Source organism: Burkholderia sp. BCC0044, from assembly GCF_902832955.1.
Lineage (GTDB): Bacteria > Pseudomonadota > Gammaproteobacteria > Burkholderiales > Burkholderiaceae > Burkholderia.
Genome location: NZ_CADFDO010000004.1, coordinates 190,555 through 217,027 on the forward strand (window position 1 = coordinate 190,555; position 26,473 = coordinate 217,027).

General features: G+C 69.7%; 24 protein-coding genes. 9 read left to right on the forward strand and 15 right to left on the reverse strand.

The window, feature by feature from the left end:
• Positions 1-15: 15 nt before the first annotated feature.
• Both HWX14_RS23695 and HWX14_RS23700 read right to left on the reverse strand, forming a co-directional pair.
• Complete coding sequence (locus HWX14_RS23695; RefSeq protein WP_175884807.1) at positions 16-1,005, reverse strand: AraC family transcriptional regulator; 990 nt, start codon at positions 1,003-1,005, stop codon at positions 16-18.
• Complete coding sequence (locus HWX14_RS23700; RefSeq protein ID WP_175884808.1) at positions 1,002-2,060, reverse strand: NAD-dependent epimerase/dehydratase family protein; 1,059 nt, start codon at positions 2,058-2,060, stop codon at positions 1,002-1,004. Before HWX14_RS23700 ends, HWX14_RS23695 begins: the two co-directional genes overlap by 4 nt.
• Positions 2,061-2,255: 195 nt before the next feature.
• On the opposite strand from HWX14_RS23700, the gene HWX14_RS36795 reads away from it, so the two are divergent.
• The 4 genes from HWX14_RS36795 to HWX14_RS23715 all read left to right on the forward strand — a co-directional run bounded on the left by HWX14_RS36795 (position 2,256) and on the right by HWX14_RS23715 (position 5,433).
• A complete protein-coding gene (locus tag HWX14_RS36795; protein ID WP_279611833.1) occupies positions 2,256-2,378 on the forward strand; it encodes a hypothetical protein in 123 nt (40 codons plus the stop codon).
• Positions 2,379-2,482: 104 nt separating this feature from the next.
• Complete coding sequence (locus tag HWX14_RS23705) at positions 2,483-3,535, forward strand: ankyrin repeat domain-containing protein (RefSeq protein WP_175884809.1); 1,053 nt, start codon at positions 2,483-2,485, stop codon at positions 3,533-3,535.
• A gap of 362 nt (positions 3,536-3,897) precedes the next feature.
• The gene (locus tag HWX14_RS23710; protein WP_175884810.1) at positions 3,898-4,149 is read left to right on the forward strand and encodes a hypothetical protein; all 252 of its coding nucleotides are present in this window, start codon (positions 3,898-3,900) and stop codon (positions 4,147-4,149) included.
• A gap of 198 nt (positions 4,150-4,347) precedes the next feature.
• The gene (locus HWX14_RS23715; protein ID WP_244130317.1) at positions 4,348-5,433 is read left to right on the forward strand and encodes a helix-turn-helix transcriptional regulator; all 1,086 of its coding nucleotides are present in this window, start codon (positions 4,348-4,350) and stop codon (positions 5,431-5,433) included.
• A 35-nt stretch (positions 5,434-5,468) separates the two neighbouring features.
• On the opposite strand, the gene HWX14_RS36575 is transcribed toward HWX14_RS23715, so the two are convergent.
• Positions 5,469-5,663: a hypothetical protein gene (locus HWX14_RS36575; protein ID WP_244130318.1), complete on the reverse strand. Its 195-nt coding sequence runs from the start codon at positions 5,661-5,663 to the stop codon at positions 5,469-5,471.
• A 90-nt stretch (positions 5,664-5,753) separates the two neighbouring features.
• Positions 5,754-7,907, reverse strand: a complete 2,154-nt coding sequence (locus HWX14_RS23720) for a glycosyl hydrolase family 28 protein (RefSeq protein WP_175884812.1) — start codon at positions 7,905-7,907, stop codon at positions 5,754-5,756.
• Positions 7,908-8,477: 570 nt separating this feature from the next.
• Here HWX14_RS23720 and HWX14_RS23725 point away from each other — a divergent pair.
• The 5 genes from HWX14_RS23725 to HWX14_RS23745 all read left to right on the forward strand — a co-directional run bounded on the left by HWX14_RS23725 (position 8,478) and on the right by HWX14_RS23745 (position 14,272).
• The gene (locus tag HWX14_RS23725) at positions 8,478-9,464 is read left to right on the forward strand and encodes a TRAP transporter substrate-binding protein (protein WP_027805969.1); all 987 of its coding nucleotides are present in this window, start codon (positions 8,478-8,480) and stop codon (positions 9,462-9,464) included.
• Complete coding sequence (locus tag HWX14_RS23730) at positions 9,461-10,018, forward strand: TRAP transporter small permease (protein WP_175884813.1); 558 nt, start codon at positions 9,461-9,463, stop codon at positions 10,016-10,018. The genes HWX14_RS23725 and HWX14_RS23730 overlap by 4 nt, the downstream gene beginning before the upstream one ends.
• A gap of 4 nt (positions 10,019-10,022) precedes the next feature.
• Positions 10,023-11,375, forward strand: a complete 1,353-nt coding sequence (locus HWX14_RS23735; RefSeq protein WP_126366246.1) for a TRAP transporter large permease — start codon at positions 10,023-10,025, stop codon at positions 11,373-11,375.
• Positions 11,376-11,474: 99 nt separating this feature from the next.
• On the forward strand, positions 11,475-12,566 hold the full coding sequence (locus HWX14_RS23740; protein ID WP_175884814.1) for a beta-propeller fold lactonase family protein: 1,092 nt from the start codon (positions 11,475-11,477) through the stop codon (positions 12,564-12,566).
• Between the two features lie 146 nt (positions 12,567-12,712).
• On the forward strand, positions 12,713-14,272 hold the full coding sequence (locus tag HWX14_RS23745; RefSeq protein WP_175884815.1) for a methyl-accepting chemotaxis protein: 1,560 nt from the start codon (positions 12,713-12,715) through the stop codon (positions 14,270-14,272).
• A gap of 245 nt (positions 14,273-14,517) precedes the next feature.
• Here HWX14_RS23745 and HWX14_RS23750 read toward each other — a convergent pair whose 3' ends face one another.
• The 11 genes from HWX14_RS23750 to HWX14_RS23800 are packed head-to-tail and all read right to left on the reverse strand — an operon-like array spanning position 14,518 to position 26,457.
• Complete coding sequence (locus tag HWX14_RS23750; protein ID WP_175884816.1) at positions 14,518-14,769, reverse strand: hypothetical protein; 252 nt, start codon at positions 14,767-14,769, stop codon at positions 14,518-14,520.
• 32 nt (positions 14,770-14,801) lie between these two features.
• Positions 14,802-16,229, reverse strand: a complete 1,428-nt coding sequence (locus HWX14_RS23755) for an FAD-binding oxidoreductase (protein WP_175884817.1) — start codon at positions 16,227-16,229, stop codon at positions 14,802-14,804.
• A 2-nt stretch (positions 16,230-16,231) separates the two neighbouring features.
• Entirely contained in the window at positions 16,232-16,774 is a 543-nt protein-coding gene (locus HWX14_RS23760) for a permease (RefSeq protein ID WP_175884818.1), read from the reverse strand.
• A 47-nt stretch (positions 16,775-16,821) separates the two neighbouring features.
• Positions 16,822-17,901, reverse strand: a complete 1,080-nt coding sequence (locus HWX14_RS23765) for an ABC transporter permease (protein WP_175884819.1) — start codon at positions 17,899-17,901, stop codon at positions 16,822-16,824.
• A complete protein-coding gene (locus HWX14_RS23770; RefSeq protein WP_175884820.1) occupies positions 17,894-18,907 on the reverse strand; it encodes an ABC transporter ATP-binding protein in 1,014 nt (337 codons plus the stop codon). Before HWX14_RS23770 ends, HWX14_RS23765 begins: the two co-directional genes overlap by 8 nt.
• An 11-nt stretch (positions 18,908-18,918) precedes the next feature.
• The gene (locus HWX14_RS23775; RefSeq protein WP_175884821.1) at positions 18,919-19,992 is read right to left on the reverse strand and encodes a TauD/TfdA family dioxygenase; all 1,074 of its coding nucleotides are present in this window, start codon (positions 19,990-19,992) and stop codon (positions 18,919-18,921) included.
• Positions 19,993-19,995: 3 nt separating this feature from the next.
• Positions 19,996-20,658, reverse strand: coding sequence for a class I SAM-dependent methyltransferase (locus tag HWX14_RS23780; RefSeq protein WP_074808097.1), 663 nt, complete (start codon positions 20,656-20,658; stop codon positions 19,996-19,998).
• Positions 20,659-20,686: 28 nt separating this feature from the next.
• The gene (locus HWX14_RS23785) at positions 20,687-21,937 is read right to left on the reverse strand and encodes a citrate/2-methylcitrate synthase (RefSeq protein ID WP_175884822.1); all 1,251 of its coding nucleotides are present in this window, start codon (positions 21,935-21,937) and stop codon (positions 20,687-20,689) included.
• Position 21,938: 1 nt separating this feature from the next.
• Positions 21,939-23,789 (reverse strand): acyl-CoA dehydrogenase, encoded by a 1,851-nt coding sequence (locus HWX14_RS23790; RefSeq protein ID WP_175884823.1) that lies wholly within the window; start codon positions 23,787-23,789, stop codon positions 21,939-21,941.
• On the reverse strand, positions 23,789-24,883 hold the full coding sequence (locus HWX14_RS23795; RefSeq protein ID WP_175884824.1) for a hypothetical protein: 1,095 nt from the start codon (positions 24,881-24,883) through the stop codon (positions 23,789-23,791). Before HWX14_RS23795 ends, HWX14_RS23790 begins: the two co-directional genes overlap by 1 nt.
• Complete coding sequence (locus HWX14_RS23800; RefSeq protein WP_175884825.1) at positions 24,880-26,457, reverse strand: acyl-CoA ligase (AMP-forming), exosortase A system-associated; 1,578 nt, start codon at positions 26,455-26,457, stop codon at positions 24,880-24,882. The genes HWX14_RS23795 and HWX14_RS23800 overlap by 4 nt, the downstream gene beginning before the upstream one ends.
• Between the last annotated feature and the right edge of the window lie 16 nt (positions 26,458-26,473).

The window sequence follows — 26,473 nt, forward strand, 5'->3', positions numbered from 1 at the left end:
GCGGCGTTGCGTTGATCAACGCAACGTGCGCGAGCGAGCGGCTTCGGGCGTCATCCCGGTCCATTCGTTGAAGGCGCGGAAGAACGAATTCGGATCCTGGTAGCCGAGCAGGAAAGCGATCTGGCTGTAGGGCAGGTCCGAGCGATCGAGGTAATGCCACGCGAGCTTCTCGCGCACCTCCGCCAGCAGGTTCTTGAAGTTCGCGCCTTCGTCGCCGAGCCGCCGCTGCAGCGTCCGCTTGCTGATCGCAAGCGTTTGCGCGACGCCGTCCGCGGTCGCGAGCCCGCCCGGAATCAATTCGAGCAGCGCCGCACGCACGCGCTCGACGATGCCGGCCTCGGCCGACAGCGCGTCGAGACGGCGGCGCAGGTCCGGTTCGAAAATCTGCCACATCGCGTGGTTCGCGGTCACGAACGGGCGTCGCGCATCCTGCAGCGCCACGCTCACGGAGGGCGCATCGCCGTACCGCGGCGTCACGCCGAAAAAGCGCGCATAGCCGGGATGGGGGCTGACGTCGCGCGGCAGCGTGACGGCGCGCGCCGGCAGCTCGGTGCGGGTCGCCAGCCGCGCGAGTTTCACGAAGAAGCCGAGTTCGGCCGCGACCAGCATGCCGGGCGGCGGCACGTCGCGCTCCAGGAAGTCGACGGCGAGGGTCAGCGCGTCGGCCTCGTGCGACACGCGCAACCGGACCGGGCCGATCAGCGGTTTGAACTGGCTGATGCGCCGGATCGCGATCTCGAAGTTGGGGCTGCACAACGCGGCGAACAGCGGCGGATCGAAGGTTTCGACGGAGAGCAGATCGAGAATGCGCAGCGCGACGGCCGGCGCATTCGCCATGTCTTCCATCGCGCGCCACAGGCCGAAGTATTCGCGGGTCGTCAGCCCGTTCTCCGGCCGCGTGAACAGATCGGCGGGCAACTGCGCGCGCCGCAGCAGTTCGTCGACGCGCAGGCCGAGGTCGACCATCACGACCTGCCAGCCCGGCGAAATCGCGAAGCGGTTCATTTCCGCAACTGCCCGGTTTCGACGAGCTGCTGAAAGAAGTCGTTCATCGACTCGGCGAGCGGGCGATAGCGGATGCCCAGTTCGTTGCGGCTGCGACTATTGTCGGCGCGCCAGGGTAGCCCGACGTTGCGCGCGATCACGCGGCGCGTCACGCTCTTGTTCGCGACCGGACCGACCAGCCACACCAGCCACTTCGGCAGGATGCGCCGCGGAATCGGGTAGTCGGCGCCATACCGTTCCAGCAGCGTGGCGGCCATCGCCGGCAGGCTCGTGTCGTGCGCCGACACGATGTAGCGGCCGTTCGCGTCCGGCAGGAACGCCGCGCGCAGATGCGCGTCGGCCACGTCGCGGACATCGACCGCGCCCATGCCGAGATCCGGCACGCCGATCTTCATCGTGCCGTTGCCCATCTGCCGCACGATCTCGAAGCTTTCCGACGTCGCGTACGGGTTGATGCCGGGCCCGATCACGAGCGACGGATTGATGGTGACGAGATCCCAGCGTTGCTGTCCGCGGGCGATTGTCCACGCTTCGCGCTCGGCGACCGTCTTCGAATACGAATAGGGCTGATGGGTCAGCGACGAACTGGTGTTCCAGATCGCTTCGGTGAACACACCATCGGGCGTCGCGGCGAGATCGGCGTTGTCGCCGTAGATCGCCGCGCAACTGCTGGTCAGCACGACGCGCCGCACCGACGGCGTGCGGTTGGCCGTCTCGAGTACGTTGCGCGTGCCGAGCAGCGCCGGATCGACCAGCTCCTTCTGCGGATCGTGAACGGTGACGGTGAACGGCGACGCGGTATGGAACACGGTGCCGCAACCCGCCATTGCGTCGGCGTACGACCCGGGCTCGAGCAGGTCGGCGCGGAAATAGCGGATCGTGCCGGGCTTGCCGGCCGCGATGCGCTGGAGATGCGCGAGCTTGTCCGGGCTGTCGGGGTCGCGCACGGCCGCGTGGACCGTCAGGCCGGCCTCGAGCAGCCGCTGCACGAGCCAGCCCGCGACGTATCCGGTCGCGCCGGTCACCATGACGGGGAGGTCGGTATCGATATTCATGGAGGGGATTCCATTGCAGAAGTGATGCGCCATGATGCCGCCTTTTGCGCGCCACTTCACTCGCAAAGCGCGCCAATCGACATGCAGGCGGCGACAGGCGGCGCGATGCCGGCGGCGCGCGGCGATGCCCGGGATCGCTGACGGATGCGGATACGCCGAACGGGCCACGCGCCGGTTTTGCCGACGGCCATTGACGTGTCGCCCGGCCTCCGATTACGCTCGTTCGCGATTCACGATGCCGCACGCTGGAACATCACGAAGCTCGGCGGCGCATCCGGCCGCCCGGCCGGGCTGGAGGCGCTGGAGCCGCTGGACTGACCGGTGCCGCGGGCGGCACGCGCACCGGCAACGGATGCACGGCCGCGTTATCACATTGACGAATCGCCGACGATACGGACTCGATCGAAGGCAGGAGAGCCGCCATGCCGAAAGCAAAAAAGAAACTGCTGCCGAAGGACTTCGACGCGCTGCTCGACGAAGGCGACGTCGCGAAGCTTCAGGCGGTGTTCGACACCTGCGACGTGAATGCGCGCGGCGGGCCGAGCAAGCGGACCGCGCTGTCGTTCGACCGGTGTCCCGACGATCTCGCGCGCTGGCTCGTCGCGCAGGGCGCGGATATCGGCGCGGCCGACGCATACGGCAACACGGCCTTGCACGTGCGGGCCCGCAGCCGGCGCAGCCGCTTCGACGTGTTGCTCGAACTCGGCGCGGACGTTCACGACGACGGCGCGTCGATCGGCACGCCGCTGCATGCGGCGGCCGATTCGCGTCATGCGCTTGCCGCGCGCCTGCTGCTGGAGCACGGCGCGCGGGTCGACGCGTTGAACCGGGACGGGCAGACGCCGCTCGAGCGGGCATTGCGCACCTGCGGCAATGCGGATCTCGAGCACATGGCGGCGCTCGCCGACGTGCTGCTCGACGCCGGCGCGGCGAAGACGCCGCAGATGCAGGCCAGCGTCGCGGAAATCGGCGAGCGTTTCGAGTTCATGCGCGAGCGCTACAACCCGCAGTCGGTCGACGCGGCGAGCGCTGCGCTGGACCGCCTCTACACGCTGTTCGACGTGCCGCCGGCGCCGCGTCGTCGGTTGCACGACGGCCGGTCGCCGATCGTCGTCGCGGCCGGCACCTGGCAGGAACAGCATCAGGCGTTGTGGACGCAACTGGTGCCCGGAACGGGGCACGCGGCGACCGTGCAGGGCGAACTCATCCGGATCTCGGGCCGCATCGCGCATGAACTCGAGCACAACGGCGGCTGCAACTGGGACGCCGATTTCAGGAAGATGGCCGATGCATTCGCGGCGATCGTGCGCACCGGCACGTCGCTGCCGGCGGCCGATTTGTCAGACATGGAAGCCGTCGTGCAGGACGTCAAGCGGCAAGCCGGCGACCCGGCGCACCTGTGCCGGCTCGCGGTTGCGTGGGTGCGCCTGAACCCCGATCCGCTCGAACTCGCGCCGCCGCCCTATCGTCGGTAGCGCGCGGCGGCGGCGTCGTCTCGACGTGCGGCGCCGACCGGCAACCCCATGCCGGCCGTTCCGGCGCTCCGTCGTTTCCGGCAGCGATCACCCGACCCCTATCGGCCGGCATCCCCACTTTTGGGGATGCCGGCGCCGAGCGGTACGCCTACGATGGTCAACAAGGTACCGGGTCGGATGTCGCCAGAACAATCGAACAGGCCGGTCGTTCCGTGTCGATCGCTGTGGGCGTCCGCACAGTCGATCGACACGGTCGTCACGTACGCTGATGCGTAACGTCTGCGGTGCGTCGTCGGCGCCGCGAATGACGACGCGTCGATGACGGCAGGCCTGATGTCGTATTTCGGGGAATTTCAATCACCATGCTCGCACGAGACTATGTGGAACGGGAGCTCTCTCACATCCAGCGAATGGTCGCGCTGCTGGACACCGAGACGGCCGTCGACGATGTGTCGATGTCGGGCGCGGGGCGCGTCAGGCATCCGAGATACTGGCGCGGGCGCATCGAGGAACTGCTGTCGACGCCCGACGTGCCGCGTCACGTCAGAAAGCTGAGCGAAGCGGTGCTCGCGAAGATCGACGAGATGGAAGCGCGGTTCGCGACGATGAAGTAAGTGCATCGTCGGACCGGCCAGCGACACGCGTTCCGATTGCGTCGCATTGCCAAAAACGACCGTTACGTCTGACGAGAAACGGTAACAAACGTGGTATTTCGATCAAACCTGCATCGGCGATTTGAACAATCAGACCGATTGACTAAGATGCCCGAACGGCGTTCGACAAAACGCACCGCGCGGGGTGGCCAGATGCAGATGAACGGGTTGATTCCATCGGCATGGATCGATGACGTCTACGCTGCGGCACTGGGCGATCAACGATGGGAAGCGGTGCTGGACGGGCTGCGTGTGTCGGTCGGCGTACGCATGGCCACGCTGCTGTCGTTCGACGACGCGGCGAGGCTGCCGGCGATCGAGCAGGCGGCCGGCGACGATCCGTCATGGGTGGCCGCGTGCCACCGCAGCTACAACACCGAGTTCTACCTGTACGACCCGGTCGTGCCGGTCGCCGCCGACTGGCAGGCAGGGCGCTGGTTCGAGGACGTCAAGCACCTGTCGGTGCGGCAGCGCACCCATGGCGTGTTCTATCGGGAATTCATGCAGCCGTTCGGACTCGGCAGCATCTCGGGCCTGTACATCCATCGCGGCGAGGGCGCCGGCGCTTTCCTGAGCGTACAGGGCGGCCCCGAATCGCAAGGGCTGTCCGACGATCAGCGCCGCACCATCGAAATCATGGGCACCCACATCCATCGCGCGCTGCGCATCCATGCGCGCATCGGCGAACTCGAAGCGCGCGTGGCCGCTGCCGAATCGGCGCTCGATGCGGTGCCGGTGCCGGTGTTCCTGCTCGGCGCGCGGCGCGAACTGCGCTATACGAACCGCGCGGCCGATCAACTGATCGCCGCCGAACCGGCGCTGCGGATCGTCAACGGCCGCTTCGCGCCGGAAGGCTGTGTCGACGATGCGCAGTGGCGGCATGCATACGCACGCGGCGGGCTGTTGCTGCGTCGTGCGACGGGCGAGCCGCTGCCGCTTGCGCTGATCCCCGTTCCCGAACAGTCGCGCCTCGCGCGCGAACGGCCCGGCGTCGCGGCGCTGATGACGGCCGCCGACCTGCGTTCGCCGTCGGCGCGCGCGCAGCGCTTGCGGGTGTTCTACGGGCTGTCGTCGGCGGAAGCCGAACTTGCGGTGCTGCTGTGCTGCGACGGGCGCTCGCCGCAGGAATGCGCGGCGCTGCGCGGCGTGTCGATCGGCACGGTGCGCGCGCAGATCAAGTCGATCTACACGAAGACGGACGTGGCGCGCGCCGCGCAACTGACGTCGCTGGTCATGCAGACCTGAGCGATCGAGGTGTGCCGGCGCGGCTGCCTTTTTACCTATCCGCCGCCGATTCCTTGCAGTATCTTGCCGGTCCCGCCGCAGACGACGCAGGGCTGGCCCTCGACCCGCCCGGTGCCGCGGCAGACGCGGCACGTGTCCTCGCCGATGCCCGGCGCGTCCGCCGGGCCTTCGTCGCCGGCAGTCGGCGAAGTAGCCGGGTCGGGGGTCGCTGATGGCTTCGTGGTCGACATCACTGGCTCCTTTCGCGTATCACGCTGTCGCGGCGAGCATCGCGCGTGCCCGCCAGGCGGCACGCGCGACGACGACGGATCAGCCGCGCGCTACAGCGCCGGCGCCCACGTCGACCCGAACGGATTCGACTGGTCGATGCCCGGGAAGTCGACGAACGCCTTGCTGCAGTCGAGCACGCTGGCCGGATCGATCGTACGGACGGCCGTGCCGTTGACGACGACCCGGTTCGCGCTCGACGGGAACACCGGCAGGTTCACGTTGTGCAGCGTGAGGTTCGCGTCGGACGCGATCGTCGCGATGCTGTCGGGCGTATCGGCCACCACGTCGGTCAGCGACATCACGAGCGGGAACGCGGCCTCGCCGTAGCCGCCGGTGTTCGCCTCGAACCCCTGCAGCTTCACGCCGGCCGCGCCCTCGATCACGACGTTCGCGAGCGAGATGTCGTGGAAGTTCGGATACAGCGGGCCGCTCGCGGGCACGGCCTTCGTGCTGTAGTACGGCGTGAACAGCAGCGCGTTCTTCGCGTCGCGGATGCAGATGTTCGCGTAGTGGATGTTGCTCACTTCGCCGCCGCGCGCATAGTCGGACTTGATGCGCAGCCCTTCCTCCGAATCGCGGAAGGAATTGTCGTACACCTGAACGTGGGTCACGCCGCCGTTGGTCTCGCTGCCGATCGAGATGCCGTGCCCCCAGTAGATGTGGTTGTGCGCGATCACGACGCCCCATTTGCGATCGGCGCGCACGTCGCGATTGCCGTCGATGCCGAACAGCCCCGAGCCGGCGGGGGCCGGGTTGTTGCTGCCCTTGAGCGCGATGTCGTCGTCGCCGGTGCTCACGTAGTTGTACGCGAACACGAAGTTCTTCAGGTAGCCGTCGAACGAGATCGCCGCGGCGGACGTCGTCGTGCTGCCGGTCGACAACGCCGCCGACGTCGGCTTCGCCGCGGAGCCCGGGTCGAACGCGTCGGTGTTCTTCACGTTGTCCGCGTTGAAGGTCTGCCCGTTGTACAGCGGGTTGCCGTTGCCGGCCGGGTTCGCGAACGCGGCGAGCGTCGGCGTCTGCACCTTCACGTTCCAGATCGTCAGCCCGTCGACGCCGCTCGGCACCACGTGGAAATTCGGGCTGTTGTTCAGCGTGATGCGGTACAGCGTGAGGTTCTTCGCATAGTTGAACACCATCAGCCGGAAATTCGACTGCGAGCCGAAGCCGGTCGTGCCGTTCTGCACCATGTTGCCGAGATACGCGAGATCCCACCACGTCATGTTGCGCACCGTCGATTTCGAATCGACGACGGTGCCGCCGTCGTCGCACGCGGTGCCGTCGGGCGCCACCGTGCCGCTCTTGTAGGCCGCGTAGGTGTTCGAGCAGGTCAGGTCGACCTTCATCAGCGGGTATTTCGCATCGGACGTCACGAGCTCCGCATAGCCGCGGCCGTCGATCCGGCCGTCGCCGACCACCGCCGCGTTGACGAGATTGGTGCCGGTGATCAGCGCCGCGCAGTTCGACGAGCTGCCGGCTTTCGTCGCGCTGACGGCCGTGTTGCCGCAGTACGGGCCGGCGGCGTTCGGCGCATACGCCTTCACGTCGCGCGACGCATACAGCGTGACGCCCTTGTCGATCCACAGCGTGACGCCGGACGGCAGCGTCAGCGGCCCGCTGATGAAGCCGTTGCCGGGCCCCGCGTGATTGACGACGAGCCGCACCGCGAACTTGCTCGCGCGGTACTTCGGCTTCGCGAGTTCCTCGCCGGACGCGCCGGCGAGGTTCACGTTCGGCGCGGCGGCCGCCTTCTGCGCGGCGGTGGCCGCGGCGTCCGCCGCCGCGATCGTCGCGCCGACCTCGGCGTCGACCGCCGCGCCGCACGCGTCGAGCGCGGCCTGGATGCGCGCCTGGTCGGGGTTGGCCGTCGCGGCCGACACGGCCTTGCCGACGCCGGCCGTCGACGGGTCGGCCTCCGGCGGCAGCGAGCCGTCGGGGCGGCTCACGAGCGTGTTGGCGGCTTCGAGCGTGCTGCACACCTGCGTATCGGCGGGCAGCGCCGGTTCGGCCGGCAGGTTCGGGTCGACGGTCGTCGTGCCGACCTGGAACACGCTGGTGGCAGGCGGCGCGGTGGACGCCGTGCCGCCGCCGGTGCTCGAATCGTCGCCGCCGCACGCGGTGAGCGCCGCGGCGGTCGCGAGCAGCGCGGCCAGCAGGCCGAGCGCGCGCGGGCGCCGGTACGGCCGGGAAACGGGGAATGTCATGACGGAGATCTCCTGAAAAGGCATCGGTCGCGCGATGCCGGGTTGGTATCGGGTCGTTCGGGCCGCGTGCGTCGCCGTGCCGCGCGGGTTGGACGCGCTGCCGGCAAGGCTGAAACACAGCGGATGCGGCCGCCGGGCGGGTCGTCGGGGCGGGCGCCCCCGGCGCGAAGCGCGTCGCGCGGGAGGGGGCAGTGCGTGCTCGTGGCGTCGCACCGGGATGATGATGTCGTGGTCAGTCATCCTATAACGACGGCAATCGAAGCGAAAGAAGGCCGTCGGGTGTCGGAAAACTGCGACGGCAGCGCCCGATTCGACGGCCGACCCGTTTCCGGAAAACGTTTCGAGGAAAAGTACGTAAACAGAGAACGCGATTCCCTGATTCCCGCCTAAAGCCATTGATGGCGGCGGTTATAGGGGTATGCACCAAGTGAGTTAAACGGTTAACCGACGTACATTCGCTCAACACGTCATACGACGTATGACTCTGCGGTTCGAGGAAGCGCATCGGCGATGCCCGCGCGGGCCGACGGATCGCCGCACAACAACGATCGACCATCAAGGAGACTCACCATGAAGCACCGATTCACCGGCTCCCGTACCGCCCTGGCCGTCGCCTTGATGGCCGGCTTCGCGATGTCCGCGCAGGCGCGCGTGTTCCGCTCGGCGGACGTGCACGGCGACAACTTCCCGACCAACATGGCCGTGAAGTTCATGGGCGACGCGCTGTCGAAGCAGACGGGCGGCAAGGATTCGATCAAGGTGTTCGGCAACAGCGCGCTCGGCTCCGAGAAGGACACGGTCGACCAAGTGCGGATCGGCGCGATCGACATGGCGCGCGTGAACGGCGCGTCGTTCAACGAGATCGTGCCGGAATCGCTGATCCCGTCGTTCCCGTTCCTGTTCCGCGACGTCGACCATTTCCGCAAGGCGATGTACGGCCCGGCCGGCCAGAAGATCCTCGATGCGTTCACCGCGAAGGGGATGATCGCGCTGACGTTCTACGAGAGCGGCGCGCGCTCGATCTACGCGAAGCGCCCGGTGCGTTCGCCGGCCGACATGAAGGGGCTGAAGGTGCGCGTGCAACCATCCGACCTGATGGTCGACGAGATCCGCGCGATGGGCGGCACGCCGACGCCGATGCCGTTCGCCGAGGTGTACACGGGCCTGAAGACGGGCCTCGTCGATGCGGCGGAAAACAACCTGCCGTCGTACGAGGAAACCAAGCATTACGAAGTGGCGCCCGATTACTCGGAAACGCAGCACGCGATGACGCCGGAAGTGCTGGTGTTCTCGAAGAAGATCTGGGACACGCTGTCGCCGCAGGAGCAGGCGGCGATCAGGAAGGCGGCGGCCGATTCGGTGCCGTACTACCAGAAGCTGTGGACCGCACGCGAGGCGTCCGCGCAGCAGCTGGTGACGAAGGGCGGCGCGAAGATCCTGCCGGCCGCGCAGATCGACCGCGCGGCGTTCGTGAAGGCGATGCAGCCGCTGTGGACCAAGTATGAAAAGACCCCGCAGATGAAGCAGATCGTCGACGAGATCGAGGCCACCAAGTGACGCATCGTACTTCCCTGGACAGCGCGTCGGCCGCCGCCCCGGACGGCACGCCGCCCGCGCGGCCGCACGCCGCGCCGCTGCTGCGCCGCGTGAACGACGTGCTGTTCCGCGTGCTCGCCGTGATCGCGTCCGCGTGCCTCGCAGTGCTCACGGTGCTGGTGTTCTACGCGGTCGTGATGCGCTACGTGTTCGAGAACGCGCCGGATTTCGTCGAGCCGATCGCGCTGTTGCTCGTGATCGTGATCGCGATGTTCGGCGCGGCGATGAAGGTGCGCGACGGCGGCCATATCGGCCTCGATTCGCTCGTGCGCCGGCTGTCGCCGAAGGCGCGCACGGTCGTCATCGCGATCCAGCATCTGAGCCTGATCGCGTTCGCGATCATGATCATGATCGGCTGCGGCAGCATGGCCGCCGAGACGATGGGCGACCGCATCCCGATCATCGGCCTGCCCGAAGGCGTGCGCTACCTGATCACGATGCCCGCGGCGGTTGCGATCATCCTCTTCTCGCTCGAGCACCTGCTCGCGCTTCGTCGTTCTTCGTCGGGACAATAACGCCATGGAACTCGCGATCCTGTCCGTCAGTTTTCTGATATTCCTCGTGCTCGGCGTGCCCGTGTCGTTCGCGCTCGGCATTGCGTGCGTGCTGACCTACATGGTCGAAGGCCTGCCGATCGCGACCGCGATGCAGGCGATGATCTCGGGGATGAACGCGTTCTCGTTCCTCGCGGTGCCGTTCTTCATCTTCTCCGGCGAGCTGATGCTGCATGGCGGCATCGCGGACCGCATCCTGCGCTTCGCGCAGGCGACCGTCGGCCACTTCCGCGGCGGCCTCGGGATGGCGAACGTCGTCGCGTGCACGCTGTTCGGCGGCGTGTCGGGCTCGCCGACCGCCGATACGTCGGCGATGGGCGGCGTGGTGATTCCGCTGATGAAGCGCGAAGGCTACAGCGCCGCGTACGCGGTCAACGTGACCACGCATGCGTCGCTCGCCGGCGCGCTGATGCCGACGTCGACCAACATGATCATCTACGCGTTCGCCGCGCAGGGCATCACCGGGATGCTGCACGGCCAGCCGGTGAGCGGCGTGTCGATCGGCGACCTGCTGTTCTCGGGGCTCCTGCCGGTGTTGTGGGTGATGGGCTTCGTGCTGGCCGCCGCGTACTGGCAGGCCGTGCGTCACGGCTATCCGCGCCGCGAGGACGGCTCGTCCGCACTGCCGCGGTTTCCCGGCTGGTATGCGGTGCTGCGCAGCTTCGTCGGCGCGGTGCCGGGGCTGATGGTGATCGCGATCATCCTCGTGTGCGTCGCGAAGGGCATCGCCACCGCGACCGAAGCGGCCGCGATCGCCGTCGTGTATTCGCTGGTGCTGACCGCGGTGGTCTACCGCACGCTGACGGCCGAGAAGCTGCGCCGTGCGCTGTCGCATGCGGCGCGCACGACGGGCGTCGTGCTGCTGCTGATCGCGGTGTCCAACATGCTGCGCTTCCAGATGTCGTACCTGGAGATTCCGGATGCGATCGAAGGGCTGCTGAAGCAGTCGACCGCCGCGCCGTGGCTGATGCTGCTGTACATCAACATCATCCAGGTGTTCCTCGGCACGTTCGTCGACATGGCCGCGCACATCCTGATCACGACGCCGCTGTTCCTGCCGATCGCGATGGCGTGCGGCGTCGGGCCGGTGCAGTTCGGGATCATGCTGCTGCTGAACTGCTCGCTCGGCCTCGTGCACCCGCCGATCGGATCGGTGCAGTTCGTCGGCTGCGCGATCGGCAACGTGTCGATCGGCGAGACCACGAAGATGGCGTGGCCGTACTACCTCGCGATCTTCAGCGCGATCAACATCGTCACGTACCTGCCGTTCTTCTCGACGTGGCTGCCGAGCCTGATCAGCGGGCATGCGGTGTTCTGATCGCGCGCTTCGCCCGTCGCGGCGCCGGACGACCGAGGTTGTCCGGCGCCGCGGTCGTATCCACGGTTCCTTTTCCCCACTTCACGTCACTTCACTTCCATGAAAACGACTCTACTGCGGCACGCCGTGGCGGCCGTTGCGTTCACGCTGGCGGCCTCGTTCGCGCACGCGGCGACGTATGCGTACGTGTCGAACAGCGACAGCCGCGACATCTCGGTGTTCGGCGTCGATACGGCGAACGGTGCGCTGACCGCGATCGAAACCGTACCGGTCGGCGGCACCGTGATGCCGATGGCGCTGTCGCCCGATCATCATCGCCTGTACGCGGCATTGCGTTCGACGCCGTACCGCGTCGTCAGCTTCGCGATCAATCCGCTCGACGGGCGGCTGATCGAGCTGGGCCGCGCACCGCTCGCGGACAGCATGGCATACGTGTCGACCGACGCGTCGGGCCGCTATCTGTTCTCCGCGTCGTACGGCGGCAACCTGCTCGCGGTGAACCGGATCGGCGCGGACGGCGTCGCGGGCGACGTGCAGCAGACGGTGAAGACCGGCCCGATGGCGCATGCGATCCGCCAGTCGCCGGACGGCCGCTACGCGTTCGCGTCGGTGCTCGGCGCCGATGCGTGGCTGCGCTTGCCGTTCGATGCGTCGACCGGCACGCTGACCGACACGGGCGAGCCCGCGTATCGGCTGCCGGAGAAGTCCGGCCCGCGCCATTTCGTGTTCTCGTCGAACGGGCGGTTCGCGTACCTGATCGACGAACTCGACGGCAAGCTGCACGTGCTCGCGCTGTCGCACGGCGGCGCCGATGCGCGGCCGATCCAGACGGTGTCGATCCTGCCGCCCGATTTTCACGGCGACAAGCCATGGGGCGCCGACCTGCACCTGACGCCGGACGGGCGCTTCCTGTACGCATCGGAGCGCACGTCGAGCACGCTCGCCGCGTATCGCGTCGACGCGAAGTCGGGCACGCTCGCGCGAATCGGCACGTTCGCGACCGAGCCGCAGCCGCGCGGCTTTGCGATCGATCCGTCGGGCAAGTATCTGCTGGCGGCCGGGCAACTGTCGCCGACGCTGGCCGTGTACCGGATCGACGGCCGCACCGGGCGCCTCGACGCGATCGGCAAGTATCCGGTCGGCAAGGGCGCGAACTGGGTCGAGATCGTCACGTACGACGGGACGAACTGATTCGGCGTGCCGCCCGTCGCGCGAGCGGAACGCAAACACATTTGCACGCACTGCACGCTCGCACCACGAAATACCGGCCGATCGACTCAAGTTGGAGCAGTCGCCGTCGTTAACCGATAAAGGATAACTTCGGGAGTCGATTCGCCATGCGTGATCTGAAAGTGAAAAGCAGTCTGCTTGCCGTGCTCGCGGCGTTCGCCGCGATGATCGTCGTCGGCGGCATCGTCGGGATCGTCGCGCTCGGCGGCGCGAACACGAACGCGAAGCGCCTGCACGAAATCGCGACGCAAACGTCGCTCGTCAACGACGCGTACAAGGACAGCACGCGTACCCGCTCGGCGCTCGTCCGTGCGTATTCGGCGCTGAAGGAGCACGACGATCCGGCGCAGCGCGACTCGGCGCTGCAAAGCGCGCAACGCACGTTCGACCTGTCCGCGAAGGAAACGCAGGCGTTCGGGAATACCGCGCCGGTCGGCAACCTCGGCGCGGACCTGAAGCAGGCGCTGGTCGCGTCGTCGACGCATCTCGCGAGCGTGCTCGCACGCGCAGCCGACGCGCTGCGCAACGGCGACACCGCCGCGTATGCGGCGATCAACGACAAGGAGATCACGCTCGCCGGCCAGGTGTATTCGGCGAACGTCGAGAAATTCCAGCGCACGGCCAACCAGCTCGCGGAAGACACGATCGACACCGACAACGCCGCCTATACGCGCATCATCGCGATGGTCGGGATCGGCGTCGCGCTGGCGCTCGCGCTGATCGTCGCGACGCGCTTCGCGCTGCGCGCGATCGTGTCGCGGCCGCTCGCGAACGCGGCCGCGCTGCTCGACCGCATCGCGTCGAACGACCTGACCGTGAAGGTGCCCGCTGCCGGCCGAAACGAAATCGGCCAGTTGTTCGCGGCGATGAAGCGGATGCAGGCGGGGCTCGCGGCGACCGTCACCGGCATGCGCGACAGCAGCGATGCGATCCATACGGCCGCACGCGAGATCGCGGCCGGCAACCTCGACCTGTCGAGCCGTACCGAGCAGCAGTCGGCGTCGCTCGAGGAAACGGCCGCGAGCATGGAGCAACTGACGTCGACGGTGCGCCAGAACGCCGACAACGCGCAGCAGGCGAGCACGCTCGCGGCCAGCGCGGCGGACCTCGCGCAGCACGGCGGCGAACTGGTCGGCCGCGCGGTCGACATGATGGGCGTGATCAACACGAGCTCGCAGAAGATCGCGGAAATCACCGGGATGATCGACGGGATCGCCTTCCAGACCAATATCCTCGCGCTCAACGCGGCGGTCGAATCGGCCCGCGCGGGCGAACACGGGCGCGGCTTCGCGGTCGTCGCGGGCGAGGTGCGCACGCTGGCGCAACGCAGCGCGAGCGCCGCGCGCGAGATCCGGCAGCTGATCGGCGCGTCGATCGACGACGTGCGCGACGGCAATGCGCTCGTGACGCAGGCGGGGCACGCGATGGAAGAGATCGTGTCGTCGGTGCGGCGCGTGGCGACGATCATGACCGAGATCACGACGGCCACGGTCGAGCAGAGCGCGGGCATCGATCAGGTCGGCCAGGCGGTCACGCAGATGGATCAGATGACGCAGCAGAACGCAGCGCTGGTCGAACAGGCGAGTGCCGCCGCGACGGCGCTCGAGCAGCAGGCCGGTTCGATGCAGGTCGCGATGTCGGTCTTTCGGGTGGCGCGAGCGGGGTGAGCGGTCCCCGATTCGGCTGCGTATCCTCGGCTATCTCGCGGGGCGGGAAGGGCAGCGGTGTCGCGGCAGGCAGTCGGGGGACCGGCTCACCCCGCCTGCCGACGCAGCCGTGTCCGGCGCGACGTGTGAAGCGGTGTGGGCCATCGGCATCGGCGCCGGTAGCCGCCGTCCCGCTTGTATCGACATCGGCTACGACAACCTGCGCGGCCGCTCGTCACAACCGCACGAGCGACGCTCACGCTCACCTAACCCTGCGGTGCATCCCACTCGGCGTCGCCATCCGATGCGTCATCGCCCGACCGATCGTTGCGCCAGTGCGCAAGCTCGCGCCACAGCGCCGGCCGCGCGTGGTCACGCGGCGGCAACTCGATGACATACGCGACGCCGCGCACGTTGACCATCGCGCCGGAGTCGGGCAGCGCGGGAATGCCCGCGGACGACGGGGCGTCGTCCGGCTCGGCGGCGACGTCGGGACTGGGCGGGCGTGGCGACATCATATGAATTCTCCGTCGGGTGTCGAAGCGATGGATCAGTAACGGACCCGCCCGACCAGGCCGAGCGGATCCATCGCGTGCTGGACGGCCCCGGCGAGTTGCCGTTGCGCGGCCGACACGTGCTTGCGGTAGTACGCGATGTTGACGGGCCCGACGCCGTGTTCCGCGCTGAAGCAGCCGCCTGCCTGCACGACGCGGTCGTACAGCGCGCCGCGTAGCGCCACCTGCTGCAGCGCGCCGTAGCGCTGCGCCTCGGCATGCGGAATCGACACGACGAGATGGCAGCCGCCGTCGCCGAAATGGCCGAACGCATGACAGCGCAGCGCCGGATGCGCGGCGGCGAGCCACTGCTCGGCATCGGCGACGAAGCCGGCCAGCGCGCCGCGCGGAAACGATACGTCGAACGACAGCGGCACGCCGTCCTGCGCGACGGCGGCCGGCAGCGCGTCGCGAATCCGCCAGAACCGCTCCGCCGGCGCGCACGCCGCGTCGAGCACCAGACGATCGCCGGCCAGCGCGTCGAGCGTCGCGACCGCGCGTTCCTCGAGCAGCGCATCGAGCCCCGGCATGCCGGTCGCGATTTCGACGAGCGCGTAGCACGCGGCATCGCTCGCCTCGAACGGAATGCGCAACGCGGGAAACGCCGCCGCGACGCAACCGACCGCCGCCGCCGACATGAACTCGAACGCCGACAGCATCTCGCCGAACGCACGCTCGAACGCGAGCAGGCCGGCGAGCGCCGCGTCGTACGACGCGAACGCGACGAACGTCGCGCACGACGACCGTTCGAGCGGCGCGAGCGCGAACGACACGGCCGTCACGAGCCCGTTCGCGCCATTCGCGCCGATGAAGCACTGCGCGACGTCGAAGCCCGCGTTGCGCTTGCGCAGCGGCGCGAGCGCGTCGATCACGGTGCCGGCTTCGTCCGCGAGCACGGCCTCGACGCCGAGCACGTGACGGCGCACGTCGCCGTACTTGATCAGGCGACTGCCGCCCGCGTTCGCACCGACGAGCCCGCCGGCCGCCGGATCGCTGCCGAGGTCGATCGGCACGCAGAGCCCGGCTTCACCCGCCACGCGGTTGAGGTCCGACAGCCGCACGCCGGCGTCGACCGTGATGCTGCGGTTGGCCGGATCGAACGCGCGAACGGCACGCATCCGCTCGAACGACACCACGCATTGCGTGCCGCTGCGATCGGGCACGGCCGCACCGACGAGCCCGGTGCGCGCGCCCTGCGCGACGAGCGCGATCCGGTGCGCGACGGCGACGCGGGCGAGCGCGCGCACGTCGGCGGTCGAGGCCGGTCGCGCGACGCCGAGCGGCACGCCGCCATGCTGCACGACGTCGGTCGCATACGGCTCGCATGCCGCGCCTTCGAGCCAGCCGTCGCCGAGCGCCGCGGCGAGCGCGCGCCGTTGCGCGGCGTGTGCTGCGTCGGCTCCGTGTGCGGGCAGCGCGCTCATCGTCAGCTTGCCCGCGCGAGCTGCTTGCGCAGCCGGCCGCGCACGACGACCAGCGCGATCAGCGGCACGACGCCACCCCACAGCGGGCTGTGGCGCATCGCGATCGACACCGCGAGCGCGACGACGGTGACCGCGAGCAGCACGAGCGACAGCGAACGCGCCCGCGCGTGATCGACGAGCGTGCCGTCGACGAAGCCGCCGTCCGACCACGCGGTATGCACGATGCCGACCACCAGCACGCACACGAGCATCGCGGCCGGCCCGAGTTCCTCGCCCCACAGACGGCTACCTGTCGGCGACACGAGCGCGAGCACCGCGCCGATCACGAGGAACAGGTCGACGCCAAGCGCGATGCTGTTGCGCTCCGCGCGGCGGATCAGCCACGCGCCGTGCACGAGCGCGAGCACGCCGCCGATCAGGAACGCGTGCGTCCAGCGCAGGTCCGGCTGTTCCGGGCCGAGCCGGCCGTAGAACAGGAACACGATCGCCGGCAGGAAATTGCTCGCGTGCAGCAGGTAGTCGGTTATGGGATGGTTCGATTTCATCGAGGTTTCTCCTTCGTCGAAACAGCGTGGCGACGACGCGTCATGCGTCAAGCGTCGTGCCAGCGGAACAGCCGCGCGGCGGCGAACAGGAACAGCGCGGTACACACGGTCATGCCGAGCAGTTGCGGCGCGAGCTGCGCGTACGGCGCGCCGTCGACCAGCACGCCGCGCAGCGCGACGGCGAACTGGTTGGTCGGCAGGAACGCGAGCCCGGCCTTCAGCCATGCGGGCGCGTCGTGCATCGGGATCGTCAGGTCGCTGAAGAACAGCAGCGGGTAGTAGGTGACGTTGCACGCGAGTTCGGCCGCCGCGAGCGAGCGCGTGCGGCTCGCCAGCAGCACGCCGATGCTCAGCACCATCGCCGCGCCGAGCAGCACGATCGGCAACGCGCGCAGCCCGTCCGGCGTCGCGATCGGCAGCGCGATGCCGAACGCGACGCGCGCGACCGTCAGCAGCACGAGCGCCGACAGCGCCATCATCGCCATCCGCGCGACGATCAGCGCGGCGAGGAACACGCCGCGCGACACCGGGAAGCACACGTACAGCTTGAACGTATTGCGCTCGCGCAGCGCGGCGATCGCGGTGGTCGTCGAATTGAGGCCGATCGCCATGAACGCCATCACCAGGATGCCGGTCGCGAAGAACGCGCCATAGTCGAACGGGCGGCGCGTGGGCGCCGCGTTCTCGAAGCGCGCCTGCGCGGCCGGCAACCCGAGCCGCTGCGCGGCGCAGCGCGCGAGCGCGATCTCGACGACGCGCGACGCGGCCTTCACCGCGAGCGAGCCGTTGAAGTCGTAGCGGATCGTCGCCGGCGTGCGTTCGTCCGCGCCGAGCACGACGGTCACGCGATCGGCCGGCGCGCCGCGGCCGCCGAAGGTCGCCTTCACCGTGTCGCTGTGCGACAGGCTGGCGACGATCTGCGCCTTGCACGCCTGGTTGTACGGCGTCGCGCCGCCGGGCACGTCGAACGCGATGTCGGCCGTGCCGAGCGAGCCCGAGCCGCCGAACGCGAACAGCATCACGCTCAGCAGGAACACCGGGAACACCAGCGTCCAGAACAGCGACGAACGGCTGCGCAGATAGCCGAGCAGCTCGTTGCGCACGAGGATCAGGAACACCTTAGTCATGGGTCGGGCCCTCGGTGCACAGGCGCAGCAGGTCGCCCGGCGTGCTCGGCGCGAGCGCGAGATGCTGGATGCCCTGTTCGCCGACGATCCGGTGCACGTTCGGATGCAGCGTCGCATCGCCGAACGCCTCGACCACGTGCGCGGCCGATACGCGCACGCCGGTCACGCCCGGCAGCGCCGCGAGCCGCTTGCGCAGCGCACGCGCATCGGCTTCGTCGCGGCAATGCAGGACCGCGCGCGCAGCGCCGACGAGCTCGGCGCGCAGCGTGTCCTGGTCGCCCTGGTAGCGCACACCGCCGTCGCGCACCCACACGAGATCGTCGACCACGCTCAGTTCCTCCTCGGAATGGCAGATCATCGCGACGCTCGTGCCGCTCGCGCGCTGGCGCAGCAGGTCGATCACGACGCCCGCATAGCGGCGGTCGAGCCCCGTGAACGGCTCGTCGAGCACGGCCAGCTCGGGCCGGTGCGCGAGCGCGACGTAGAGGTCGACGCGCTGGCGCTGCCCCTTCGACAGCGCGCGGCACGGCTTGTCGAGCAGTTCGGCGATGCCGAGCGCGTCGGCGATCGCCGCATCGGTGTGCGCGTACATCGCGCGGTGCAGCGCGACGATCTCCGAGACGCGCAGGTGATCGGGATACTCGACCTTCTGCAATTGCGCGCCAAGCCGCCGCAGCGACCGCGAATCGCGCATGAAGCGTTCGGCCGGCACGTCGAGCACGCGCACGTCGCTGCCGCCGCGCCGGAAGCCGAGCAGCGTTTCGAGCAGCGTGGTCTTGCCCGAGCCGTTCGGGCCGACGATCGCGGTGATCGCGCCGAGCCTGAACCGCACGTGGCGGGCGGAGAAGCGGAAATCGCCGGCCGCGACGTCGATCGCGCGCGCGCCGAGCGCCGCGCCCGGCGCATGCGCGTCGGGCAGCGGCGGCGTGCCCGCGCGCTGCGGCCGGTCGAACGCGGCGGGCGGGCCGAACATCGCGCGCACGGACGCTAGAAACGAAACGCTCATCGTCGGCATCCTCAGTCGAACAGCATGACCTGCGTGTCGCGCGCGCCCCGGTACGGGTTGCGGCCGTGCGCGACCAGCATGTTGTCGACGACGAGCACGTCGCCGGCCTGCCACGGGAACGCGCACTCCTCGTCGTCGAGCGCGTCGTAGATCGCCACCAGGTCGTCGAACGGCATCGGCGCGCCGTCGCCGTAGCGGATCTCGTACGGGAACGCGGCGCGCGCGCCGTACATGCGCTGCAGATAGCGGTAGCTGAGCTCGCCCATCGAGCGCGGGTTCGGGTGTTGCGCGCTCGCCTGGTTGAACCACACCGTCTCGCCGGTGCGCGGATGCGTGCGCAGCGCGCTGCCGACGTGCGACACGGTCACGCTGCCGTCGTCGAGCCAATGGCAGCCGACGCCGCGCTCCGCGCACAGCCGCTCGACCGCGGCGCGCTCCGTCGTGCCGAACGCGTCGTCCCACGGCCGGTGGTACGCGGCGAACGGCAGGTTCGGGTTCGCCGCGAGGCCGTCCGCGCGATCGCCCGGCGCCGCGAAATTGCGCAGGTACATCACGCCGCGCTCGGCGAACCGCTCACGCAGCGCGGCCGGCACGCGCGCGGTCACGCGCCGCATGTCGCAGATCGGCGTTTCGCCGCCCGCGTCGGCCGGCTGCCGGCAGTAGAACGCGACGAGGCGCGGGAACGCGGGCATGTAGGCCATTTCCTGATGCAGCCCGATCCGGAACGGCGGCGGCATGCGGGTCGACTCGTAGACCTGGCCGTCGATCTGCTTGCGCGGCGCGGCGCCGGCCGTATAGCCGTTCGCGTGCGCCGGATACAGCGCGCCGAGGCGGCCGAACGCGGCGGTGTCGGGCACCGCGAAGCCGCGCCACAGCAGCGCGCCGCACGCGTCGAGCAGCGTGTCGATCGTGTCGAGCCGCGAGCGGTACCACGCGACGAACATCTCCGGCGACGTCGCGAGTTCGGCGCTGCGCGGCGTCACGCACAGCGGCAGCGTCGCGCCGGGCGCGACCGGCGCGCACTGCACGTCGTCGGCGCCGAGCCGCACGGCGGCATGCGCGGCGAGGAAGGCGAGATCGGTCATCGCTCAGGCCAGCGCCGGTTTCTTCAGCAGGATTTCGAAGCCGAGCGCGCCGAGCCCCATGCTCGGGCTGTAGATCGACGCCACCGCCGTCAGGCCGGCTTCGGCCACCAGCGCATGCGCTTCGTCGAGCGTGATCTTTTCCTCGACGTGGGTCGGCGGATAGTCGGCGGCCGCGCGCATCTCGGTGAAACGGTCGAGCAGGTGCTGCGGCGCGTCGCGGCGCATGTCGTGCACGAGCGCGATGCCGCCCGGCTCCAGCACGCGGTACATCTCGGTCAGGCTGAGCGCCTTGTCGGGCAGATGGTGCAGCGTCGCGCGGCCGACTGCCATCGTCAGCGTGCCGTCGTCGAACGGCAGCGCGAGCGCGTCGCCGACGCGCATCTCGATCGTGTCGTCGAGCCCGAGTTCGTGGATGCGCGGGCGGCCTTCGTCGAGCATCGCCGGATCGAGGTCGATGCCGACGTAGCGCCAGCCGCGCATCGCCGGATCGGTCGCGAGCCGCACCGGCACGACGCCGGTGGCCGTGCCGATGTCGGCGATCGTGCCGGCCGTCATCCCGCGCGCCAGCTGGCGGATGCGGCTGATGAACAGCAGGTCCCACGGTTCGAGCGTTTCGGTGGCGAAGCGATCGTAGTCGTTCGCCGGGCGCAGGTTCTTGAGCAGCATGACGTTCCTTGTGCGAGAGGGGGAGGGTTCACAGCCAGCCGACCGGCACGGCGGCCAGCAGCCGTCGCGCGGTCGCGCTGTTGACGCCGAACGCCGGGCGGCGGCGCCGTTCCACCGCATGCGCGGCCATTGCCGCGATGCGCGCGCCGAGCCCGACGCCGACGCCCCACGACGGCGCGGCGACGCCGAGTTCGAGCAGCGTCGCGGCGGTCAGGAAATCGATGTTCGGCCGCAGCGCGCGGCGCGCGTCGGCTTGTGCGCAGCACGCGTCGAACAGCGTCACGTATCCGCCGTCGAAGCCTTCTTTCATGAACCGGCCGCGCATGTGCGGCGGACGCGGATCGGCGACGAACAGCGGATGGCCGAAGCCGTACAGCGTGCGTTTCGCGTCGAGCGCCGCATCGATCGCCGCGCGCCCGGCCGCGTCGAGCGCGGCGGGCGGCGCGCCGGTGCCGCCCGGCACCGACCGCGCGAGTGCGGCAAGCCACTGCATCGCTTCGAGCGCCGCGCCGACGTGCGACGGCCCGCTCGCGAGGAAGCCGGAGGCGATCGCCTGCGTCAGCGTGACGCCGGTGCCGATCGCGACGCGCGGCGCAAGCACGGTCGGCGTGATGTAGCCGAAGCCCGCGTGCCACGCGACGAGCAGCATGTCCATCGCCGCTTGCGCGGGCGCGTCGTGGCGCGTCGCGCCGGTCAGCACGAGCATGCGTTGCGCGTGCGTCCGCGCTGCATCGAGCACGGTGCTGCCGCCGGCGTGCGTGCCGGCCGCGAACGGCCGGCCCTCGATCGCCGCATGCAGCAGGAACGGCGCGGCGGCCGCGCACAGCAGCATCGTGTCGAGATCGGCGTCGTCCGGCGCCGGACCGCGTACGCGTGCGACCACGTCGTCGAGGCCGCGCAGCAGGCCGGACGCGGCCGCGAACACCGGCGCGACGCCTGCCGCGCCGAGGTCGGCGGCGACCGATTGCGCGACGGAGCCCGGCGCGAGCGCGTCGGCGAACGCCGCGAGCCGTGCGCCGATCGCCGCGGCGTGCGCGCGATGGTCGGCACTGTCGGGCGCGACGTCGAACCACAGATGCGCGAGTGCGCCTTCGAACGTCGTCGCGCCGATCAGCGCGTTCAGGTCGAGATCACGCACGCGCAGCGCTTCGGGGTCGAGCGTCGCGCCGTCGATGTCGGTGCCGCGATGGCGCGTCGCCGGCCGGCCGAGCAGGTTGCGCGGCGCATCGCCGGCCGCGGTCGTGGTGGCTGAGGTACCGGAATCGAGTGTCGTATCCATGTCATTCCACCGCGGCGAGTTCTTCGCTGCTGACGCTGATCGCCGCGTGCGCCATCGCGGCGATCACGGCCGCGTGCTGGTCGACGACGGGCAGCACGTTCGCGAAGTAGTAGCGCGCGCTTTTCAGCTTGCCGCGATAGAACGCGAGTTCGGCCGGCGCGTCGGCGGTTTCCGGCGCATCGAGCCGGCGCGCGGCGATCGTCGCCGATTCGAGCAGCACCCACGCCGACGTGACCACGCCGAACATTTCCAGAAAGCGCGTGTAGAACTGGCTGCTGCGATGCGTGTGGCCGTCCTGCACGTCGCGCGCGATGTCGTCGAGCGCGGCGGCGATGCGGTCGGCGCCCGCGCGCAGCGCATCGAACAGCGGCCGCAGTTCCGCATGCGTGCCGGCGTGATGCTGCTGCGCGAGGAACGCGTCGAGTTCGTCGCGGTAGTACTGGATCAGCCGCGAATGGCGGCCGAAGCCGAGCTTGTCGCGCACGAGATCCTGCGCCTGGATGTAGTTCGTGCCTTCCCAGATCGACAGGATCTTCACGTCGCGCGCGTTCTGCTCGACCGGGCTCGCGTCGGTGTAGCCGAGCCCGCCGTGCACCTGGATCGCCGTTTCGCAGATCCGCCACGCCTGGTCGGAGATGAACGCCTTGCAGATCGGCGTCAGCAGCAGTTGCAGCTTGCGATGGCGCTCGATCTCGGCCGGGTCGGCGTCGGGCGTCGCCTCGAGCATCGCCGCGCGCGTCGCGGTTGCCGCGAGCTTGCCGAGCAGGCCGCGGCAGCCGTCGACGCGGCTCTTCATGTCGACCAGCATGCGCTGCACGTCCGCGTGCTCGACGATCGCGACACGCGCGGCGTGGGTGTTCGACGCGCGCTCGATCGGGCGGCCCTGCAGCCGGCGGCCCGCATACTCGACCGCGTGCAGGTACGCGCTCGACGCGACGCCGACGCCGAACATCCCGGTGCTCATGCGCGCCTGGTTCATCAGCGGCATCAGCTGCAGCAACCCGACGTTGCGCCGGCCGCCGAGCAGCCAGCCTTTCGTCGTGCCGTTCGAGCCGAACACGAGGTGCGTGTTCGCGCAGCCCTTGAGCCCCATCTTGCGCGGCAGGCCGATGCAGTCGACGTGGTTCGGCTGCAGCTCGCCGGTTTCCTCGTCCGGCCAGAAGCGCGGCACGACGAGGCACGACAGCGAGAACGAATCCGGCGACGCGGTATCGATGCGGCCGAGCACGAAATACAGCGTGTTTTCCGTCAGCTCGTGCATGCCGGCCGAGATGTACACCTTCTCGCCGTCGATCGCGTAGACGTCGCGTTCGAGCGGCGTCGCGCGCAGCGCGACCGCGGTGAGGTCGGTGCCGGCCTGCGGCTCGGTCGCGCAGAAGCACGCGTCCCAGCGGTACGCTTCGAGCGGCGGAATGAGCGCCTTCTGATGCGGCGTGCCGTGCATCTGCAGCAGCTTGATCGCCGGGCGCGTGAAGCCCCCGTACGTCATGAACGACGGATTCGCGCCCATGAACATCTCGTAGATCATCTGCGTGACGATCGGCGGCAGCCCGTGCGCGGTGCCGAACAGCGTGTTCGACCATTCGTCGCGAAAGCGCGCCCACAGCGCGTGGAAATGCGACGGAATCCGGACCTGGCCGTCGTCGAGCAGCGTGCAGCCCTCGACGTCGGCCTGCTGGTAGCTGCGGCCGAGGTCGAGCGCGAAATCGCGTGCGCGTTCGAGCAGCGCATCGATCGACGCGCGATCGTGCGTGCCGTACAGGCCGTGTTCCGTCAGGAACCGCTTGTCGGCCTCGAACAGTTCCCACAGAAAGAAGCGCAGCTCGCGCAGGCTCACCTTGTACGCGCTCATCATGCGTCTCCTTCGATATCGAGTGCGGCGTCGAGGCCGCCGGCCAGGTCGACGACGGCTGCTGCCGCCGCGCCGTGCAGCGCCGCGTCCCACACGAGCACCGTGCGGCGTTCGCCTTCGTCGAGCGCACCGGCGAGCCGGATCAGCGCGGCGGCCGATTCGGCCGACGACAGATGGCCCGAGCCGTCATGCTGGATGCGCGCGGCAACCGGGATCGACGCGGCGTCGGCCACGCGCGCCGCGAAGCCGGGATCGAAGCCGGGCGGCACGCACCAGTCGATCTGGTTCGCGCGCAGGTTGGCCTGCTCGAGCGCGCGGCGGATCGCGCGGGCGGCGATCGGCGCGAGCGTGTCGCGCAGCGTGGCCGGCGCATCGGCCCACGGGTCCGTGATCGACGGCCCGAATTCGAGCGCGACGGATCGCACGCCGCCCCATGCGGCCGGTTCCGTCGCGGGGCCCGCGCGCGACACGAGCAGCGCGGCGGCCGCATCGCCGTAGCCGACCAGGTCGCCGAACTGGCGGAAGAACGGGTAGAGCCACTTGTCGCTGAGGATCACGAGCGCCTGGTCGCCTTCGTCGCGCAGCAGCCCGTCGAGCAGCATCAGCGCCGAATACCAGCCGAGCGTACCGTTCTGGCCGAGCGCGAACGGCGTCACGCGCTGCAGCCCGAGTTCGTACTGCATGCGGCCGACGACCGAGTCGCCGATCCCTTCGTTGAGCGCGCAACTGGCGACGATCACGTGCGTCGTGCGGGCCAGCGCGCCGGAGCCGAGCTGGTCGCGCAGGTCGAGCGCTGCGTCGGCGGCCAGATCGGCGAGGCTGCGCCCCGGCGGCGCGACGCGCAGCGCGGGCCGGCCGCCCGGCGCGAGGCGCGTGCCTTCGTCGGGCGTCAGCGCGCCCATGCCGCGCGGCCGCGCGAAGCGCGCCTGCGGCAGCAGCAGGTGCCGGTAGCCGGGATGGCGCTCCTGCGCCTGGATCGCGCTGAACACGACGGCGGGCGGCAGCACCACGACGCCGCCGGACAACGCGAGCGTGCCGGGCGCGGCGACGCGCGGCGCGCCGACACAGGTTTCATCGAGCGTCGACAGGGTCATGCTGCGGTCTCCTCGAGGTTCGGGCGCGCGAACGCGTCGCGATACTGCGCTTTCAGCGCCGGTCGGTCGATCTTGCCGTTCGGGTTGCGCGGCAACGCCGGCAGCGGCTCGACGACGAGCGGGTTCATGTAGGTGGGCAACGCGTCGCGGCACGCGCGCGCGATGTCGGCGCGGCACGCATCGGCGTCGAGCGTCGACACGACGCACGCGGCGATCGCCTCGCCGAGCGCCGGGTGCGGAACGCTGAATACCGCGGCCTCGCGGATGTGCGGCAGCGCGAACAGCACGTCCTCGACCTCGGTCGGGCTCACGCGATAGCCGGACGTCTTGATCATGTCGTCGCCGCGCGCGACGAAGTACAGATAGCCGTCCGCGTCGCGCCGCACGATGTCGCCGGACCACACGGCGACGTCCGGGCGCGGGATCTCGCCGTGCCGGCGCGGCAGCGGGCGAAAGCGCTGCGCGGTCAGCTCGGGCCGGTTCCAGTAGCCGAGCGTGACGAACGCGCCGCGATGCACGAGTTCGCCGGGTTCGTCGGCCGCGCATTCGCTGCCGTCCGCGCGCAGCACGAGGATCTCCGCGTTCGGCACGGCCTTGCCGATCGACGTCGGGCGCAGCGCCGCGTCGGCCGGCGGCAGGTAGGTCGAGCGGAATGCCTCGGTCAGCCCGTACATCAGGTACGGCGAAGCCTGCGTGAACAGCGCCTGCAGGCGGTGCAGCAGCGGCGTCGCGAGGTGGCCGCCGGTGTTCGCGAAGCGGCGGATCCGCGTGCGCGCGGCGTCGCTCCAGCCGGCGGACGCGAGCTGCATCCACAGCGGCGGCACGCCGGTGATCGACGTGACGCCGAACGCGTCGCAATGGCGCGGCACTTCGGCCGGCTGCAGGAAGTCGAGCGGCGTGTAGCACGCGCCGGACGCCAGCGCGGTCGTGAGCTGGCTCAGGCCCGCGTCGAAGCTGAGCGGCAGCACGCCGAGCACGACGTCGTCTTCGGCGAGCTGCTGATACGCGGCGACGCTGAACGCACCCGACACCAGGTTGCGATGCGACACGACGACGCCCTTCGGCTTGCCGGTCGAGCCCGACGTGTAGAGCAGCGCAGCGGGATCGTCGTCGACCGGGCGGCCGGTAACGGGCAGTGCCGGCGCGTCGATGCCGGCCGCTTCGATCGCATCGGCCAGCACCTCGATCAGCAGCGTGCGTTCGCCGACGAGCGCGGCGAGCGCCGGCAGGCGTTTGAGCCGCTGCGCGCCGGTCACGAACAGCGCGGCGCCGCTGTCGGCGACGATGTGTTCGATCTGCGCTTCCTTCAACTGCGGATTGACCGGCACGAAGATCGCGCCGAGTGCGTTGGCCGCGAGCATCGCGACCACGGTTTCGATGCGCTTCGGCGCGTAGATCGCGACGCGTTCGCCGCGCTGCACGCCGCGCGACGCGAGCGCGGCGGCGGCGCGCCGGACCGCGCGGGCGAGCTGGTCGTAAGTCAGGGTGCCGCCGCCGTCGGCATACGCCGGACGATGCGGCCAGCGCTCGGCGCCGTGTTCGAGCAGGTCGGCGATGCTGATCAATGCGTTCATGATCGGCTCCTCGGGT

Coding starts and splice junctions, on each gene's coding strand:
- HWX14_RS23705 (WP_175884809.1), top strand. CDS start 2,483: ATGCCGAAAGCAAAAAAGAAACTGCTGCCGAAGGACTTCGACGCGCTG.
- HWX14_RS23770 (WP_175884820.1), bottom strand. CDS start 18,907: ATGAGCGTTTCGTTTCTAGCGTCCGTGCGCGCGATGTTCGGCCCGCCC.
- HWX14_RS23745 (WP_175884815.1), top strand. CDS start 12,713: ATGCGTGATCTGAAAGTGAAAAGCAGTCTGCTTGCCGTGCTCGCGGCG.
- HWX14_RS23800 (WP_175884825.1), bottom strand. CDS start 26,457: ATGAACGCATTGATCAGCATCGCCGACCTGCTCGAACACGGCGCCGAG.
- HWX14_RS23755 (WP_175884817.1), bottom strand. CDS start 16,229: ATGAGCGCGCTGCCCGCACACGGAGCCGACGCAGCACACGCCGCGCAA.
- HWX14_RS23750 (WP_175884816.1), bottom strand. CDS start 14,769: ATGATGTCGCCACGCCCGCCCAGTCCCGACGTCGCCGCCGAGCCGGAC.
- HWX14_RS23765 (WP_175884819.1), bottom strand. CDS start 17,901: ATGACTAAGGTGTTCCTGATCCTCGTGCGCAACGAGCTGCTCGGCTAT.
- HWX14_RS23715 (WP_244130317.1), top strand. CDS start 4,348: ATGAACGGGTTGATTCCATCGGCATGGATCGATGACGTCTACGCTGCG.
- HWX14_RS23780 (WP_074808097.1), bottom strand. CDS start 20,658: ATGCTGCTCAAGAACCTGCGCCCGGCGAACGACTACGATCGCTTCGCC.
- HWX14_RS23720 (WP_175884812.1), bottom strand. CDS start 7,907: ATGACATTCCCCGTTTCCCGGCCGTACCGGCGCCCGCGCGCGCTCGGC.
- HWX14_RS23700 (WP_175884808.1), bottom strand. CDS start 2,060: ATGAATATCGATACCGACCTCCCCGTCATGGTGACCGGCGCGACCGGA.
- HWX14_RS23795 (WP_175884824.1), bottom strand. CDS start 24,883: ATGACCCTGTCGACGCTCGATGAAACCTGTGTCGGCGCGCCGCGCGTC.
- HWX14_RS23790 (WP_175884823.1), bottom strand. CDS start 23,789: ATGAGCGCGTACAAGGTGAGCCTGCGCGAGCTGCGCTTCTTTCTGTGG.
- HWX14_RS36575 (WP_244130318.1), bottom strand. CDS start 5,663: ATGTCGACCACGAAGCCATCAGCGACCCCCGACCCGGCTACTTCGCCG.
- HWX14_RS23735 (WP_126366246.1), top strand. CDS start 10,023: ATGGAACTCGCGATCCTGTCCGTCAGTTTTCTGATATTCCTCGTGCTC.
- HWX14_RS23710 (WP_175884810.1), top strand. CDS start 3,898: ATGCTCGCACGAGACTATGTGGAACGGGAGCTCTCTCACATCCAGCGA.
- HWX14_RS23695 (WP_175884807.1), bottom strand. CDS start 1,005: ATGAACCGCTTCGCGATTTCGCCGGGCTGGCAGGTCGTGATGGTCGAC.
- HWX14_RS23785 (WP_175884822.1), bottom strand. CDS start 21,937: ATGGATACGACACTCGATTCCGGTACCTCAGCCACCACGACCGCGGCC.
- HWX14_RS23760 (WP_175884818.1), bottom strand. CDS start 16,774: ATGAAATCGAACCATCCCATAACCGACTACCTGCTGCACGCGAGCAAT.
- HWX14_RS23740 (WP_175884814.1), top strand. CDS start 11,475: ATGAAAACGACTCTACTGCGGCACGCCGTGGCGGCCGTTGCGTTCACG.
- HWX14_RS23775 (WP_175884821.1), bottom strand. CDS start 19,992: ATGACCGATCTCGCCTTCCTCGCCGCGCATGCCGCCGTGCGGCTCGGC.
- HWX14_RS23725 (WP_027805969.1), top strand. CDS start 8,478: ATGAAGCACCGATTCACCGGCTCCCGTACCGCCCTGGCCGTCGCCTTG.